This is a genomic window from Paludibaculum fermentans, assembly GCF_051172195.1.
Lineage (GTDB): Bacteria > Acidobacteriota > Terriglobia > Bryobacterales > Bryobacteraceae > Paludibaculum > Paludibaculum fermentans_A.
Genome location: NZ_JBPJAQ010000001.1, coordinates 3,151,654 through 3,168,120, shown reverse-complemented (window position 1 = coordinate 3,168,120; position 16,467 = coordinate 3,151,654). Strand labels below are relative to the sequence as shown.

General features: G+C 62.8%; 10 protein-coding genes. 3 read left to right on the top strand and 7 right to left on the bottom strand.

The annotated features are described in order from the left end of the window. Positions 1–30 precede the first annotated feature (30 nt). Both ACR9Y2_RS12895 and ACR9Y2_RS12890 read right to left on the bottom strand, forming a co-directional pair. Positions 31–687: a class I SAM-dependent methyltransferase gene (locus ACR9Y2_RS12895; RefSeq protein ID WP_435041716.1), complete on the bottom strand. Its 657-nt coding sequence runs from the start codon at positions 685–687 to the stop codon at positions 31–33. A 54-nt stretch (positions 688–741) separates the two neighbouring features. Then, on the bottom strand, positions 742–3,075 hold the full coding sequence (locus ACR9Y2_RS12890) for an LptF/LptG family permease (RefSeq protein ID WP_435041715.1): 2,334 nt from the start codon (positions 3,073–3,075) through the stop codon (positions 742–744). Positions 3,076–3,187: 112 nt separating this feature from the next. Between ACR9Y2_RS12890 and ACR9Y2_RS12885 the strand changes: the two genes are divergently transcribed. From ACR9Y2_RS12885 to ACR9Y2_RS12875, 3 genes are all read left to right on the top strand, one after another. Further along, positions 3,188–4,168, top strand: a complete 981-nt coding sequence (locus tag ACR9Y2_RS12885) for an aldo/keto reductase (RefSeq protein ID WP_435041714.1) — start codon at positions 3,188–3,190, stop codon at positions 4,166–4,168. A gap of 105 nt (positions 4,169–4,273) precedes the next feature. Then, on the top strand, positions 4,274–4,606 hold the full coding sequence (locus tag ACR9Y2_RS12880) for a PadR family transcriptional regulator (RefSeq protein ID WP_435041713.1): 333 nt from the start codon (positions 4,274–4,276) through the stop codon (positions 4,604–4,606). A gap of 6 nt (positions 4,607–4,612) precedes the next feature. Beyond that, positions 4,613–7,147, top strand: a complete 2,535-nt coding sequence (locus ACR9Y2_RS12875) for an ADOP family duplicated permease (protein WP_435041712.1) — start codon at positions 4,613–4,615, stop codon at positions 7,145–7,147. 3 nt (positions 7,148–7,150) lie between these two features. On the opposite strand, the gene ACR9Y2_RS12870 is transcribed toward ACR9Y2_RS12875, so the two are convergent. From ACR9Y2_RS12870 to ACR9Y2_RS12850, 5 genes are all read right to left on the bottom strand, one after another. Then, positions 7,151–10,222 (bottom strand): efflux RND transporter permease subunit, encoded by a 3,072-nt coding sequence (locus ACR9Y2_RS12870; RefSeq protein ID WP_435041711.1) that lies wholly within the window; start codon positions 10,220–10,222, stop codon positions 7,151–7,153. After that, positions 10,219–11,484: an efflux RND transporter periplasmic adaptor subunit gene (locus ACR9Y2_RS12865; RefSeq protein ID WP_435041710.1), complete on the bottom strand. Its 1,266-nt coding sequence runs from the start codon at positions 11,482–11,484 to the stop codon at positions 10,219–10,221. The genes ACR9Y2_RS12870 and ACR9Y2_RS12865 overlap by 4 nt, the downstream gene beginning before the upstream one ends. Next, on the bottom strand, positions 11,481–12,779 hold the full coding sequence (locus tag ACR9Y2_RS12860) for a TolC family protein (protein WP_435041709.1): 1,299 nt from the start codon (positions 12,777–12,779) through the stop codon (positions 11,481–11,483). Before ACR9Y2_RS12860 ends, ACR9Y2_RS12865 begins: the two co-directional genes overlap by 4 nt. Positions 12,780–12,855: 76 nt before the next feature. Continuing rightward, positions 12,856–14,694 (bottom strand): metallopeptidase TldD-related protein, encoded by a 1,839-nt coding sequence (locus ACR9Y2_RS12855; protein WP_435041707.1) that lies wholly within the window; start codon positions 14,692–14,694, stop codon positions 12,856–12,858. Then, the gene (locus ACR9Y2_RS12850) at positions 14,691–16,433 is read right to left on the bottom strand and encodes a TldD/PmbA family protein (RefSeq protein ID WP_435041706.1); all 1,743 of its coding nucleotides are present in this window, start codon (positions 16,431–16,433) and stop codon (positions 14,691–14,693) included. The genes ACR9Y2_RS12855 and ACR9Y2_RS12850 overlap by 4 nt, the downstream gene beginning before the upstream one ends. Positions 16,434–16,467 lie beyond the last annotated feature (34 nt).

Sequence of the window (16,467 nt, the reverse complement as noted above, 5' to 3'; positions counted from 1 at the left end):
AGCGTAGCGCGCCGCCGCCCCTGCACGCGCCTACGCCTTCCTGAGCTCCATGCGGAATGTCCGGAACTGGCCGCCCGTCTCCTCCGCCAAAGCGATCCGGAACCCCGCGGCCTCAGCCAGCGAACGGTAGTAGGGCAAGTCCATGCGAACCTGCGGCCACAAGGTGCCGTAGCCGGTCTTCACCACCTCTCGTGGCAGGTGAAATTCGAAATAGAACAGCGGCCCCTTCGTGCCCTGCTCCATGCCCGGATCGGCCAGCATGGGCAGTACCGCATCCCACACCATCCAGCGCCCGCCCGGCTTCAGCACGCGCGCCGTCTCAGCGAACACTTTACGCTGCACCTCCGGCTGCATGTACATCAGGGAGAAGAAGGCAGTGGCCGTGGCAAACTGGCCATCCAGGAACTTCATTTCGGTGGCATCCATGACGATCTTCAAAGGACCGGCGGGCGACTCCATCAGCTCGTTCTTATAGAGGTCGATCGCCACCACCTGGCTCGGCTTCATTCGGCCGATGATGCCCTCCCCGCCGCCGCCGATATCGAGAACATAGCCCTCCGCGTCGAAATCCGCCACCTTCAGCGGCTGTCGCTCGAACCGGTGCATCTTGGGGCGAGGCTGTGTCTGCGCGGCAGCGCCACCGATGCCGGCCAGACCCATCAGGAATCCTGTGCGTGTTATTTGCATGATTCGAGATACGCAGATCCGAAATCATGTGTTCCACGGATATTCGAGGGCAGCCTAGGTCTTCATGCGAGTCATCAGATAGATCCCGGCCAGCGCAAAACCAGCGTCGGGGGACCACGCGGCAATCTCCGGGGGCAACTGCCCGACATTGCCCAGTTGCTCAAAGAAGTAGGACATCGCGAAGTAGGCGATGGCCACACCGATCGAGATGCCGACCCCTGTCATCGCTCCACGATTGCCGGTCAGGAAAGCGAACGGCACGCTCAGCAGCGCCATCACCAGGGCGAACAGCGGAACACTGAACTTCTTGTGGTACTGCACCTGCAATGGGGTGGTGTTAAAGCCGGACTGCTGCAGCTCGGCGATATAGCTGGAGAGCTGCCTGTAGTTCATCTGTTTGTAGGTCTTCACTTCCTTCAGGAACCATGCCGGCGACTCGTCCAGCTCAGTGAAGGTCGCGGTGCCGCCCTGAAAGTCGCGGTACGAGTCCTCACGAGGGCGCACATCGCGCACCCAGCCGTTCTGAAAGATCCACGTGTTGAGTGAAGGTTCCCACAGGGCACGCTCGGCGTAGATGTGGCGGCGCAGCCGGAAGGAAGCCGGGTCCAGTTCATATACGCTGACCCCGCCCAGGACGTGCTCGTTCTCGTTCAAATACTTGTAGTAGTAAATCCGTGACGCGTGCCCGAAGATCCATTTGCGGTTGGGGCTCAAGTACGTCTGCACAGGCTTGCCCTTGATGTGATTCCGCAGCATGTCCTGGATCAGGTTGGCGTTTGTGACCACATAGTGATCGAAAGCGAACAGCACACCGGACAGGGACAGGCAGGCCACCAGCACGGGAGCCGCCAGGCGGTAGAGGCTGACACCACAGGCCTTCATGGCCGTGATCTCGTTGGCCTTGGCCATGACGCCGAACGTGACCAGAACGGCGAATAGCACGCTCACCGGCGCCGCGTCGTAAATCAGCTTGGGCGCCAGGAACAACAGATACCGGAACAATTCCGCGATGGCGATGTTGTTCTTGAACACATCGCCCAGCAGCTCAAAGAAGTTGAAGATCTCAGTGAGCATCACAAAGCAGAAGAGCAGCATCGCGAAGTAAAACAGGAAATTGGTGACGACGTAGGTGTCGATCACCTGGGGCAGCAGGAATAGCCGGGTGGTGGAGCGCGGGCGCGATCGCCCATTCCCTTTCGCCGGACCCTCCCGCAACGAGGACAGTGCCTGGAACCGGTCCACCACAAACCCGCGGATCGAATCGAACAGGTCCCGGTCTCCCGGAAGTTCCAGCCGCAACAGCAGAACCAGCGCGGCCACAGCGAACAGCGCATTGGGAGTCCAGACGGCAATTTCAGCGGGCATCTTCCCCTCCCGCGCCAGGCTGATCAGCGAGACGAGCATGGTGAAGTAGAAGAACGCGAACACGACTGTGATGACGAAAGCGGCCGATTTACCGCCCTTCCGCGAGGACACACCCAGGGGGATGCCGGTGAGCGCCAGCAGGACACAGGCCAGCGGCAGCGCCAGCCGCTGGTGGAACTCGATGCGCGCCTCCAGCGACTTCTTCGTCTCACCCATCAGTTCGAGCGTCGGCGTGGCCGTGTAGTTCTTCGCCTTCACCTCGCCCCGCTCGCGCGCCTCCAGGGCCTGTTCTCCAGTGGGGAACCCAACCTTGTAGTAATCCTGAGGGTCTTTCGCCGCCTCATAGGTGGAGCCATTGCGCAGTGAGAGCTGCAGACGGTTGCCCACCGTGTCCGGCACCACCAGCGCCTCGGAGGCGATCGTCAGCACCGGACCTTCGCCCCGCTCCTGCCCGCTGTTGTTCTTGCGTTCGGATGGGGGCGTGAGATCCGCCATGAACAGGTTGCGCCAGTGCACCGGCTGCCCGGTCAGCACATCCCCGACATACAGGATTTTGTTCGGGAACGATTCATCGAAGACACGTGGCTGGATCTCCGCCGTCAACTGCGCTGCGCCCATCTGATTGATGACACGGATCATCTCCGCCTGGCACCAGGGCGTTAATTGCAGCGAGCAATATCCGGTGAAGCTCATCGCCAGCAGGGCAAAGGCAGTCACAGGCAGCGTCACCCGCCGGGCGGGTACGCCCGCCGCGCGGAGCGCGGTGATCTCGCCGTCGCTCGACATCCGCGAAAGACCGATCAGCGTACCCACCAGCACGCCCAGCGGAATGGTGAGCGGCATGGTGGCCGGCAGCAGCAGCAGGAACAAATAGCCCACAGTCTCGGGCGAGGTGGTCGAGGAGACAAGGATCGTGAAGAGCTGCCCCGCCTTCTGCAGGAACAGCACGAATATGAACATCAAGGCACCCAAAAGGGCGCTGGACGCTATTTCGCGAAAGATCGTACGTGAGAGAATGCCCATGCCAGACGAAGGCGCTTACCATTTGAGCTTAGCTGGAACGGCGGCTCCACTGGAAGCACCCGCCGGCCGGCTCCCGCGGGAAGGCATACTAAAGTCAGGAGAGGACACCGACATGCAATACAACAGACTCGGCAATACCGGACTCAAAGTCTCCCGCATCTGCCTCGGCTGCATGAGCTTTGGCGACGCAAGCAAAGGCTGGCACTCCTGGGTGGTCAATGAGGAAGAGGGCCGTGCGCTCATCCGGCAATCGCTGGACGCCGGCATCAACTTCTTCGACACCGCGAATGTCTACGCCGCTGGCAGCAGCGAAGAATTCCTGGGGCGCGCGGTAAAAGACTTCGCCCGCCGTGATGAACTGGTCATCGCCACCAAAGTCCACGGCAAAGTGAGGGACGAACCCAACGGCCAGGGCCTATCCCGCAAGGCAATCCTCGCTGAGATCGATGCCAGCCTGAAGCGCCTCGGCACCGATTACGTCGATCTCTACCAGATCCACCGCTGGGATGACACAACCCCCATCGAAGAGACCATGGAAGCCCTCCACGACGTCGTCAAATCCGGCAAGGCCCGCTACATCGGGGCCTCCACTATGCGCACCTGGCAGTTCGCCAAGGCGCTTCATGCCGCTGACCTGCGCGGCTGGACCCGGTTCGTCAGCATGCAGCCGCAGGTCAACCTCGTCTACCGCGAAGAGGAGCGCGAACTTCTCCCTCTCTGCACCGCCGACGGTATCGGCGTCATTCCCTGGAGTCCGCTGGCCCGCGGCCGTCTCGCCCGCCCCTGGGCGCAACGCGGCGACTCCAAACGCGGTCAGTCGGATCCCATCTCGCAACGTCTGTACAGCCGCACCGAGGCCGCCGATCAGGCCGTGGTCGAGCGCCTCACCGAGGTCTCCGCAGCGAAGGGCCTGCCCCAAGCCCAGGTGGCGCTCGCCTGGCTGCTGCACAAACCCGTCGTCTCTTCCGTCATCGTGGGCGCCACCAAACCACACCACCTGACCGACGCCATCGCCGCCCTCGAGGTAGCACTCACCCCCGAGGACATCAGCGCCCTGGAAGAACCCTACCAGCCCCACGATTGGATCCTCTAAGCCCACCTGCCCGGCGGAGGCGGAAAGTAACATTTCACCGCCTCCCCTTGACAATCTAGGGAGCAAGACGGCACACTTCCCCTAGATCATCAAAGGGAACGCCGCATGGCCAAATCCGCAACTCCGACACTCCTCCAAGGCACGCTCGACCTGCTCATTCTCCATGCCCTCCAGCGCGGAGCCATGCACGGCTACGCCATTGCCCAAACCATTCACCTGCTTTCCGACGAAGTGCTGAAGGTGGAAGAGGGCTCCCTCTACCCCGCCCTCTACCGCCTGGAACTGGACGGCTCCATCAGCGCCGAATGGGGGCTCTCGGAGAACAACCGCAAGGCGAAGTATTACTCCATTACCAGGCGCGGCGCCAAGCTGCTGGCCGAGCAGCAGGAGACCTGGAGCCGGCTGTCCGAAGCCGTTCAGAAAGTACTCGCGAGGTAGCCTGCCATGCGCCGTTTCTTCCTCAAACTGCTGCGCCGCCGCACGCTTCACCAGGATCTCGAAGCCGAACTCGCCTTTCATCGCGAGATGAGCCAGGTCCATGCCAATCCGATCCCGCTGGGCCGCATCGAGACCATCCAGGAGCAGGCCCTCGACCAATGGCGCTTCACGTTCTTCGAGAACCTTGGCCGCGATCTCGTCTACGCCCTGCGCGGCCTCCGCCGCAGCCCCGGCTTCGTCTGCAGTGCCCTGCTCTCCCTGGCCCTGGGCATCGGCGTGAACACGGCCATCTTCTCCCTCGCGGTCGAGTTCCTGTTCAGTGAACCGTCTGTCACCGACGCCCGATCCCTCGTCTCCATCCGCCTGGGCGGCAACAGCCACGCCGACCGCCAGACCCTCGAATACCTCCAGAACAGCGGACTCTTCCAAGCCGTGGCCGGAGAGAACGAAGAGACCTTTATCAATTGGAATGACGGCACGGAAACTCACCGGCTCTTCGCGGTGCTGACCAGCCGCAACTACTTCACCGCCCTCGGAGTGCCCATGGCAATGGGGCGCGGCTGGAACGAGACCGATCCGCCCGGGGTCACCGTCCTTCGCTATGATTTCTGGCGCAGCCGCTTCCACAGCGACCCCTCGATTCTGGGCCGGACGATCAATCTCGAAGGGCAGTCCTACACCGTCGTCGGCATTCTGCCCGAGAACCATCGCACCCTGCTGGGGTTTGGCTTCGCCCCCGATGTCTATCTGCCGGCCACACGACCTGACGTGGTGCTCGCCGCTTATGGCCGCTTGAAGCCCGGCATGTCGCTGGGTGAAGCCCGCGCCGGCCTCGATGCTCTCTCCGTACGGATGGACTCGGCTGTGCCGCACCCTTTCCCCTTCGCTCATATCGCCGAAGCGGCTCCCATCGCCGGCTTCGCCCGGCTGCAGGAAGAACGCCAACTCCAGACCATCGGCCTGTTCTTCGCCATGCTGCTGGTGGTGGTCGGACTGGTCCTGCTGATTGCCTGTGTGAATGTGGCAAGTCTCCTGCTGGCACGCGCATCGGCTCGCCGTCAGGAGATTGGCATCCGCCTCGCGCTGGGCGCATCGCGGTCGCGCCTGCTGCAGCAGTTGCTGGCGGAGAGCCTGGTACTTTCCACCCTGGGCGCGTTGCTGGGACTCCTTCTGGCACAGGTCACCGCCAGCCTGCTGGCCCGCATCCAGCTCCCGCTGCCCCTTCCCATCCGGCTGCAGATCGAGCCGGACTGGCGGGTCGCCTTCTACTCCCTGGCCCTCGGCGCCGTGGCCACCGTGGTCTGCGGCCTGCTGCCGGCCTGGCAATCGGTGCGGGATTCCATTGCGTCGGACGTGCGCCGGGAACGCCGCCTGCACCTCAGGCGACTCCTGGTCGCCGCCCAGGTGGCCATCTCCGTAGTCGTCCTCAGCACCGGCTTCCTCTTCCTCCGGAACCTGCTGCGTTCCACCGCAATCAGCCCCGGATTCGACCTCCGCCAGACTTTGCGGGCCGACGTCTTCCTGCCACCCGACGCCTATGAAACAACCGAGCGCAAGGCTCTCTACATCCAGCGCGCACTCAGTGAACTGGAATCGATTCCAGGCATCGAGGCGGTGGGCGCGGCACGCATCGTCCCCTTCACCGACATGAGCCGCATGGGCACGGAGATCAGCGTAACAGGCACTGGGGAGAAGAAACACATCAGCTTCCACTGGAACGCTGTTTCGCCCGGCTATTTCCGTGCCATGGGCATCCCGGTGCTTCAAGGCCGCACCTTCGCTGATGCCGACCGCACCGGTGAGAAGGTCGTCATCGTCAACAAGACCTTCGCGGAACGCTACTTCCCAGGCAGCGGAGCCGTCGGCACCGCCTTCCTCTGGCACGACGGGAAAGCGCAGTATCGTATTGTCGGCGTCGTTGGCGACACCAAAAACATCACCATCGGGGAAGAGCCCGCGCCGCAGCTCTATGAGGCGCTTTCCCAGTCCACCAACCCTAGGCCGCGCCTGCAGTTTGTCCTGCGCTCGTCCACCCCGCCCGCCACCCGGTTAGCACCCGTCCGCGACATCCTGCACCGCCTGGAACCGTCTTCCGGAATTGAGGTCGCCACCCTCTACTCCAGCATCGGCCTCGCGTTTCTCCCCAGTCAGGTGGGCGCGGGCCTCCTCGGCGCCGTCGGCCTGCTTGGTCTCCTGCTCGCGGCCGTCGGACTCTACGGAGTGATGTCGTTCACTGTCGCCCGGCGCACACGCGAGATTGGAATCCGCATCGCCATCGGCGCGAATCCGCGCGCCATCTCCGGCATGCTGCTCAGCGACTCCATCAAGCTCATCGCCTGGGGCTCCGCCGCCGGTCTCGCGGTGGCCCTGTTCGTCACCAAACCCCTGAGCATGTTTCTGGTCCCGGGACTCCACCCCAACGATCCGCTCACCTACCTCGCGGTAGTCCTGGTCCTCACCCTCACTGGTTTCCTCGCAACCCTGGAGCCCGTCCGCCGTGCGCTCAACATCGACCCCGCAACATCGCTCCGCTATGAGTGACCGCTACAGCCCGCGTCCGCGTAGTTGGTAAAACAGCACCGGCGTCACCAGCAGGGACAACACCATCGACACGGTGACACCGCCGATCACGGCAATCGCTAGGGGCTGCAGCATCTGTGCCCCCGAGCCAACACCCAGCGCCAGGGGCAGCATCCCAAAGATCGTCGCCAGGGCCGTCATGAGAATCGGCCGCAAGCGCCGCCGCCCGGCGTGGAAAATCGCATCCTTTAAAATGAACCCGCGCGCCGTGAACTCCTGCTCCGCATCCAGCATCAGGATGCCGTTCTTGTGCACGATGCCGACGACCATGATCGCGCCCATGAACGAGCTGATGTTCAATGTAGTCTTCGTCACGAACAGCGCCAGCATTGCCCCAAACCCGCACAGAATCGTAGCGGCCAGAATCGCGATGGGATGGGAGAATGACCGGAACTCGAACACCAGGATGATGAAGATCAGCAGGATCGACGCCAGCAGCACCTGGCTCAGCCCCAGGAACGATTCCTGCTGGATCTTGTATAGACCGCCATACTCGATATCGGTCCCGGCCGGCAACGCAATCTCCTTCGGCAAACGCCGCTGAATCTCGTCCATCGCCGAGCCCAGGTCCCGGCCCTCCAGCCGCGCCGTCACCGCCGACAGATTGCGCAGATTCTCTCGAAGGATCTCGTACGTCGCCTCTTCGGTTTCAATGTGCGCGATGGAGGACAACGGCACCGTCTGCCCGGTCGGCGAGGTCAGCAGCAGCGCCTCCAGTTTCTCTGTCGACGACCGGTCTTTCAGGGGATACCGCACACGGATCCCAATCAGCCGGTCGCCTCGAATCATGTTCGACGCCAGCGCCCCATCCAGGATCGCCTCTTCCAGATCCGCCACATCCTGCACCTTGAAGCCCGCCCGCTGCGCCTTCTCCAGATCCACCCGGAAGTTCACCGCCGGCCCGATCGGCACCGTGCGGTTCACGATATCGACGACACCCTTCACCTTCGGCAGCCACTCTTCCACGCGCTTCGCGATGTCTTTATAGACCTTGTCGTCGTCGTGATGGATCTTGATCTCGATGGGTTGCGGCGACCACGCCAGGTCACCCACCAGGTCCTCCAGGATGTGCGGAAACTCCACCTCGATTGCGGGTTCCGCCGTCGTGATCTTGCGCCGCAGTTCGCTGGTCACCTCCTCCAGCGACCGCTTCCTGTCCCTCTTCAACCGGATGAGAAAATCTCCGGTATTCGGCTCAGCAATCGCCAGAGCCAACCGTGCGCCGGTTCGCCGCGAATAACTCTCCACCTCCGGCGTCTCCCGAAGGAACTTCTCAATATGGAGCAGCATCCGGTCGCTCTCCTGCAGGGACGTGCCCGGGGGCGTAATATAGTCCAGTACGAACGCCCCCTCATCCATCTCCGGCAGGAATCCGGAGCCAAGCTGGTAGTACAGCCCCACCGTGCTGGCGAGGATCACCACCGCGGCCAGCATGACTATGCCGCCGTGCTCCAGTGCCCAGTGCAGCGACGCTTCATACCGCACCGTCAGCCAACGCAGCCAGCGCCCCTCGCCCGCCTGCTCGGCTTGCTCCTGATCCGCGACGGCCTCACCTTCCCGTTTCTTGAGTAACCATGTCGCCAGCACCGGAGTGAAGAAGATCGCGATGAAGAGCGACGCCAGCAGGGCCGTCACCATCGTCATCGCCAGCGCCCGGAAGAACACCGCCGTGATCCCGCCCAGAAACACGAGCGGCAGGAACACCATTATCGGGGTCAACGTCGAGCCGATCAGCGCCGGAGTCAGTTCCTCAATCGCGCTGCGCGCCGCCGCCGCGGGCGTCAGCCCCATCGACAGGTGCACGATGATGTTCTCCACCATCACAATCGCGTCGTCGATTACCACACCGATGCACGCCGCCAGTCCACCCAGGGTCATCAGGTTGAAGCTCATGTGGAACAGCCGCATGCAGACGATGGCGATCAGCACCGCGATGGGGATCACGATCGAGGCCACCAGCGTCGTCCGCCAGCTCTTCAGGAAGCCCACCAGCACCGCGACAGACAGCGCCAGCCCGATCAGGATGCTCTCTACTACCCCGCTGATGGAATCGCGCACCAGCAGCGACTGATCGTAGAACGTGTTCACCAGGATATCCGGCGGCAGCGTTTTGCGGATGCTCGCAAACTCCCGTTTCACCGCGTCCGCAATCTCCACCGCATTCCCGTCCGGCTGCTGCAGCACGTTGATCAGGACCGCCGGCCGCCCGTCAGCCGTCACGATGTTATAGACAGGCCGCTCGCCCAGCACGACACTCGCGATATTCTTCACGGTCACCGGAGTGCCGCGCACCATGTCCACCACCGTGTCCTCGATTTGCTCCTTCGACCGCAGCAGGCCCGTGACCGTTGTCAGGTAGAGATGGTAGTTCTCCTGCAGCATACCGGCGGCCGTGATGATATTGGACGAACGGATCGCCTCAGTCACCTTCGTCAGCGGCATGTTGTAGCTGTTCAGCTTCTGGGGATCCACCAGCACGTGGTATTCCGGCGGCCGCCCTCCAACAATGCGCGTCTCCGCCACGCCCGGCAGGTTATACAGCCGCGGCGCCAGGTTGTAGTAGGCCAGGTCCCAAAGCTCCGACTGCGACCGCGAGGGCGAAGTGATGCTGTAGCCCAACATCGGAAACACTGAGAATGTCAGCCGGTTGATGTAGAACCGGCACCCCGGCGGCAGGGATGGCGTAATCTGCGCGATTCGCCCCTGCACCAGGTGCAGCGCATTCAGAATGTCTACATCCCAGCGAAAGAAGACACTGATTTCAGTGGACCCGCGCGCCGTCGTCGACCGGATCGTCGAGATGCCGGGCACGATCCGCACGGCCTCCTCAATGGGCCTGGTCACGGTCAGCATCTGCACGTCTACCGGAGCAATTCCGTTGTCCACCAGAATTACAATGCGCGGAAAATCAGTCTGCGGGAAAATCGCTACCGGCAGTTGAAAGGCGAAGAACACCCCAGCCACGGCGAAGCTCAGCACAATCAGCAGCATCGCCCGGCCATGCGCTTCCACAAAGCCGGCCAGCGATCTGGTCATGGTTTGTCGGCCTTCGGCGCCACGATTTCCACGGCCGTATCGTCGACAAGACCGTACCCGCCGTCTACTATGACGATCTCCCCACCCTTCAGGCCCGAGAGAATCGGCACTTTGCCCTCAATCGTCGGCCCGGTCTCCACCTCGCGCCACTTGGCCTTCTTCTGCTCCACCACCAGAACCATCCCCTTGCGGGTGCCCTCCTCGAACTGAACTGCCTTCAACGGCACCCAGGGTATCTGCTCCAATTGGCCCGTCACCACCGACAGTCCGCCAAACTCCCCGGCCTTCAACGCATGCTTGCCGTTCGAAATCTCGCACCATGTCTCCACAGTGCGCCGCGCTGCATCCACCGCCTGATTCACCACCGTGATCCGGCCATCCATCTTCTGCTCCGGCCGGTCGGACGCCGTGAAGACACAGCGCTGCCCCACCTTCAACCCGCCCGCGCTGCCGGCCGGCACCTGCGCCCGGGCCACCGCCGTCGACAGGTCTGCCACAGTGAACATCGGCGTGTCGGGCTTCGCCATGTCACCGGGAAACACAAACTGCTCCACCACAAAACCACCAAAGGGAGACCGGATCTCGGCGAACTGCAGTTGCGTCTCCACCAAAGTGAGATGCGCTTTCGCCTGCTCCAACCGGCTGCGCGCAATCGTGATATCGCGCTCCTTCGACTGCCCTTCCAGCAGCGCCCGCGACTTCTGGGCAACTTCGTAGGCCGTCTTCGCCTGAGCCAGGTCCGTCTCGGCCATCACAAGGTCACGCTGCGGAATTGCGCCTTGCTCATACAATTGCCTGCGCCGGTCGTAGAACTTCTGGGCCTGGTTCAAAGCCGCTTGCGCGGTCGCCACCTGCCCACGGGCCCGCTCGATGTCCGTCGGTAGCGTCGAGCCCGTGGTTTTCTCCAGTGTCGCCTGGGCATCCGCCACAGCCGCCGCCGCCTCGTCCCTCTGGGCCTTCAGGTCCCGGTCATCCAACCGGGCCAGCACCTGCCCAGCCGCCACCATGTCACCCTTGTGTACCCGCAATTCGCGAATAGGGGCCGTCAAACGCGCGGCCAGGTTCGCCTGCTCCCGCGCAAAGACTGACGCTGGCGCTTGTACGCTGACGGCAAGGTTGGCGCGCTCCACTTGCACTACGCTTACCTGCACAAGCGGTTTGACCGCCTCTTCCTCTTCGTGCTTAGAGCAGGCAGCAGCGCCCACCGCCAGCACGACCAGCAGGATCGAGGTCTTGTTTCGTCCATCCCTGGTGCGTCTCATCGCCCGGCTGCGACCTCCAGTTCCAGACGTGCCGTCAGGTACGACGCAATCGCCGAATACAGATTTGTCCGCGCCTGCGCCAATTGATTCTCGGCGGTAACCACGTCCAGCGCCGCGCCCTCACCGCCCTCATATCGAACCTGGCTCAGCTTCCGGTCCTCTTCCGACAGGGCTACCTGCTGGCGAGTCATCTCCACCTGCCCGAACAGCTGCTTCACCCGCAACAGCGCCGACTCGTACTCGGCTGAGAAGGCTCGCTGGGCCTGGCTGCGGCTATCCTGCACCTGCGCCGCGCGCGCCTGGAACTGCCGCGCCAAACTCAACGACCGGAACCAGTCAAACACTGGAATCGTCAGCGAACCCCCGGCCAGGTAGCCTCGGTCCTGCCAAGTGGGACTCACCGAGTCGACGCCAAATTGAAATAGCCCGCTCAACCTGGGATATAGGTTCGACTTCGCGATCCTCGAGTCCGCCCGAAACCCATGCAACTGCGCGTCATAGAGCTTGAACTCGGGCCGCCGCATATAGGCGGCATCCGCCGGTGCGCCGCTGTCCGGCAAGGGCAGCGGGTCGTCCAGCACATCGGCCAGCGGTACGAAGGCCGCCACGTCTTCTGTCCAGAACGAAGCCAGTTCCTGATTCGCCAGGCGCGCCGCCAATTGAGCTGTATCCGCCGCTTGCCGCAGGAACGCTGTCTGCGCGGAAGCTTTCACTACATCGGCGCGCGCCGCTTCCCCGCCCTTCCACAACAGATTTACCCGCTGCTCGAACGCCTCGCTCTCGCCCAGCGAGGTCTTCAGCGCGGCTTCAATGTGCCGTGCCAGCAGCGTCCGGTAGTAGGCCTCTGCAACTGCCTTCCGCAGATCGCGCTCCGCCATCTCCACCGAGGCGGAAGCCTCGTCTCGCGTGGCCCGCGCCCGGGCCAGGCTGGCCCTCAACCGGCCGGACGTATCGATCTCCTGAATCACGTTGACGAGTGCCGTGAATTCACGTATACCGTTCAGGGCTACAAAGCTCATGGTCGAACGGTCGAGCCGGCTCGGACTGTTGTACTGGTAGCTCGACGTGATCTCCGACTGCGGCAACAGCCCCACGCGCGCCTGCCTCACTTCCAGCGAAGCGATCTCGCGCTCTTTGCGAGCTACACTGGCGGCAGAAGGCACGGCCAAAGCCTTGTGGATGCAGTCTGCTACGGTCAGCGGAGGCGGAGGGTTGGAGGGCGGTTGGGCCAGCGCTACCACGCAGCAAACGGGGAACACCGCAAGCCGTGCCGGAACTTGGAAGATGGCGCGCACCTTGATCCAATAGCAACTACACCATATCGCGCACGGCCGCATCGCGGCGCGTGGCGGGATCAAGCCAAAAGACGGGTCAATTGGTCGTCAGCGGCGGAGGCGGCACAATCGGCGGCTTCGGCAGGTCGTCCGTATTGGGCTCCAACTCCAGTTCTTCAAACAGCACCGGCGGCGCCACTACGGATGCTCCGACAACAAAATTGCCGGCACCCATCAAAGCCATCGGCGCCCCATTCTCGAGCCAGTCGAACTGATATTCTTCACTGCCCGCCGCCACGATATCGCGAAACGCTCTCGTCCCCAGGGACCGGAACCGCATCCCGCGCAGCAGTTCCTCCCGGCCATCCGGGAATACCTTGTAGACCATCACAGGGGAGGACACCGGCCGCCCACCGGCACCCGAGCGGCTAGCCCGCATGATCGTACGCCTCAACTCGTCGGCCGAACCCGCGGACGGGAAGTCCATCTTTTTGACAAGCATCCCGTACGGCTTGCCCTGCGTCTTGACCATCTCAAGCAGCCGCGCCTTCAGGGCACTTTCGCTCTCGCTCTTCGAAGCCTTCACGAACAGGTTCGAAGTCCGCGCCGTCTTGGCGCCGAAACCGCCAGGCAGCCGTGCGTGGCCGTTCGTCTTCGTCAGCCCGCGAATCGGCGTCCGCGTCGTCAGCAGAGTCTTCAGGACACCCTTCTCGACGACAGTCACCGGCTCTGGCGCGACCCCTTCCAAATCCGTGGCGTAGTGCCCCACCATGGGACGCTTCTTGTATTCCTGCAGGGTGGCATCATCCACCATGTCCATCCACTCCGGAAGCACCCGCGAACCCAAACGGCTCTCCAACTCGGTCGCCGCCATCGGATACGATCGCCCCGGCTCAGTCACCGGCCGGCGCTGCGGACACAGCTGATAGCTGAACACTTCAGCGAAGACTTGCGCCGCCGCCTGGCCCGAGAACAACACCGGCCCCGTGTACGATTCGCCCACCGGGGCCGCGGCAATCGTGCTCAGATTCTTCGCAACCTCTTCCACCGTCGCGCGTAGTTCCGGTTCCGCCGGCATCCTGCCCGGATCCAGCGCCGTGACGCAAGCTCCGTCATAAACCGCCATGCCATCCGGACACTGTTGCGAGCCCCGCACACGCACGTACGCGATCCGGTCATTCACCCGCACCACCGTCGATTCTGTGTTGACCAGGTATGTGTTTCCCTGCGATGTCTCGAAATCGACGCTGGAAGAGGTGATGCCCGGGTACTTCAGGAAGATGGCAGACAGGGCTTTCACCCGATTGCTCCAGGCGTCATCGTCTACTTTGATCCGCCTGGGTTCTTCAAACAGTAACCGCGTCGGCGCAGGCCAGAAATCGTTCAACGGCTCGGCCACGGTCACCCCGCGCAGGGCGGCTTGTTTCCGGCCAATCGCCTCCGCCGCGGTCTTGTACATGCGATCCAGCGCCAGCCAGATCTGGGTCCGCAGCGCAATGGGATCGTTGTCCAACGGCAGTGAACTGTCGTCATAGCGCGTGCCCGAATAGTAATCCGTGAAGATGGAGTTCGAGTTGTCCATCTGCGGAGTGCCCACCCGAACCTGAACCCGCATCGGCCGCAGCTTCGCGCGATTGGGCTCGAACAACGCACCCAGCATCGCCGAGACAGTGAACGAGTCGGCATCGTCCAATGCCACATCCGCGTAGTAGATCGACTCACCCATCGTCCGGAGAGTCCTTGCCCGGGATAACTCCTGCACAATCGCTCGCAGAACCGGATCCGCCGCCAATGCCGCATTCAGCTTGGCTTGGCGCGCCGCCAGTTCCGGGTCATTCGCTCCAGTCGCCGGCTTATCCTGTGCCAATGCCTTCGGCGCAAGCAGCCGGGATGAGGCCGCCAACCCCGTCCAGAGCCATCCTCTCCGCGTAATCATCGGATCACCTCCGGCCCAGCCTGGCTCAAGTCGGTTCGGGGCCGCGGTAGTAGGGGCGGAAGATCCTTCCCCCCGGCTTTGCGTTGAATCTCGATCTCGGAAACCAGCAGCGCAGGCGAAACAGCAGCCACCGGAACACTCCCCGACTCCGCCCCACAGTAGCCGTTGAACACTTCGCTGCGGTTGGACGTCGCCAGGATCTTCGCAAAGCTAGCCAGTGGCGTACCCACAATGTCCGCTCCACGCACCATTTCGTCCGGCCGGCCGTCGGCGTAGACCCGGTAGACTACCAGCGGAATCACCGTGAAGGCCTGCAAACCCTGGCGCCGCGTCGTCGTGTAGCCGCCTGTTACCTGCTCGAAATACAATCCGTACGGTTTCTTCTGCTTCACCAGTTCGGCGATCAGCATCTTCTTGAGTTCGGCATCCGAGACCTGGTTCGTCGAGTCCACGAACAGGTTCGATTGCCTCGAAACCACTTCCAGGCCGGGCTGCCTCCGCCCGTGCCCGTTCGACTTCGCGAAGCCTGGAATGGGCGTCCGCGACATCAGGAAGGTCTTCAGGATGCCCTTGTCCACCAATTGGACCGGTTGCGCCGCCACACCTTCATCGTCGAAGGCATACCAGCCGTTCAGGTCGGTCTTGTCGATGGAGGTCTTGGTCGCGTCAAAGCGCACTGACAGGAACTCAGGCAGCACCGGCTTTCCAACTGAACTGGAGAACGTCTGCCCTTCCGTCTCGTCCCGCTGCCGGTGGCCTTCCACCCGGTGGCCAAAGATCTCGTGGAAGAACACGCCGGCCGCACGTCCGGAGAGGATAGCCGGTCCAACGTACGGATCTGCCGGCGCCGCTCTCAGCAGTTTTGCCAGATCGTCGGCCATCTTGCGTACCGAGGCCAACAGGACGTCGTCCTTCGGCAAATGGGCCGGGTCATCCGCTTCAAAACTGTCGGTCGTCACCAGATCGTTGCCGTCGTAAGACTTGGCTCGCGCTGTAATGAAAATCCGGTAGAAATTGCGGCCGTGCTGAATCCGGCTGCCTTCCGACGATACAAACGTCCGCACTTCCCGCCGGAAGGCCAGATTGACCTCCGAACGGAGCACACCGCCATACTGTCCAAATTCGTTGGAGATGCGCTTTATGCGAGGCGTCCACTCTTCAACAGAAAACTTATAGCGAGGTACCGACTGCACAGCGGTGACCGCCTGCTCCGCGGAGAAATCAGGAGCCGCCTTCTCCTGGCCGGATTTCACCTGGGAAGAACTGCGCACCCGCAGATATCGCTCCGCCGCCGCCCGCCAGGCCCGATCAGTTTCCCGCCAGGCCAGGCGCGCGATCGCATCCGGCTTGTCTTCCACTGGAATACTGGCTGCCGCCGCAAATCGCGGCCGGTCACCCTCCAGCAGGTGATAGTTGTCCAGTTCTGGAGAACCAACCCGCACCGAACAATCAAGAAACCGCCGGCGGGAGACACCCTTCGTCTGGATAGCGCCCAGCGACGCCGTCAGGCCGCTGCTCTCCTCGTCCGTCACACTGTAGGAGATGAAGTAAGGTGCAGGATCAGCCTTCGCTTTCAAGGCCTGGAAGTTGCGGTCCAACTCCTTCGCCAAAGTGTCCAGCAACACCGATTCAGCCGGCGACTTGGCCGCGTTCGGCTTGGCTGCCGGTGGCGCCGCGCCCACGAGAGCCAGGCTCAATGCCGTGGCCGCCAGTTGGAAAATGAGCCCCTTGAAACGCACGACTGTCAGGATATCATGCGCCCTCACGGCGCCC

Excerpts from the sequence above, each read along its gene's own strand:
- ACR9Y2_RS12895 (WP_435041716.1), bottom strand. The coding sequence starts at position 687 with ATGCAAATAACACGCACAGGATTCCTGATGGGTCTGGCCGGCATCGGT.
- ACR9Y2_RS12890 (WP_435041715.1), bottom strand. The coding sequence starts at position 3,075 with ATGGGCATTCTCTCACGTACGATCTTTCGCGAAATAGCGTCCAGCGCC.
- ACR9Y2_RS12880 (WP_435041713.1), top strand. The coding sequence starts at position 4,274 with ATGGCCAAATCCGCAACTCCGACACTCCTCCAAGGCACGCTCGACCTG.
- ACR9Y2_RS12855 (WP_435041707.1), bottom strand. The coding sequence starts at position 14,694 with ATGATTACGCGGAGAGGATGGCTCTGGACGGGGTTGGCGGCCTCATCC.
- ACR9Y2_RS12875 (WP_435041712.1), top strand. The coding sequence starts at position 4,613 with ATGCGCCGTTTCTTCCTCAAACTGCTGCGCCGCCGCACGCTTCACCAG.
- ACR9Y2_RS12870 (WP_435041711.1), bottom strand. The coding sequence starts at position 10,222 with ATGACCAGATCGCTGGCCGGCTTTGTGGAAGCGCATGGCCGGGCGATG.
- ACR9Y2_RS12865 (WP_435041710.1), bottom strand. The coding sequence starts at position 11,484 with ATGAGACGCACCAGGGATGGACGAAACAAGACCTCGATCCTGCTGGTC.
- ACR9Y2_RS12885 (WP_435041714.1), top strand. The coding sequence starts at position 3,188 with ATGCAATACAACAGACTCGGCAATACCGGACTCAAAGTCTCCCGCATC.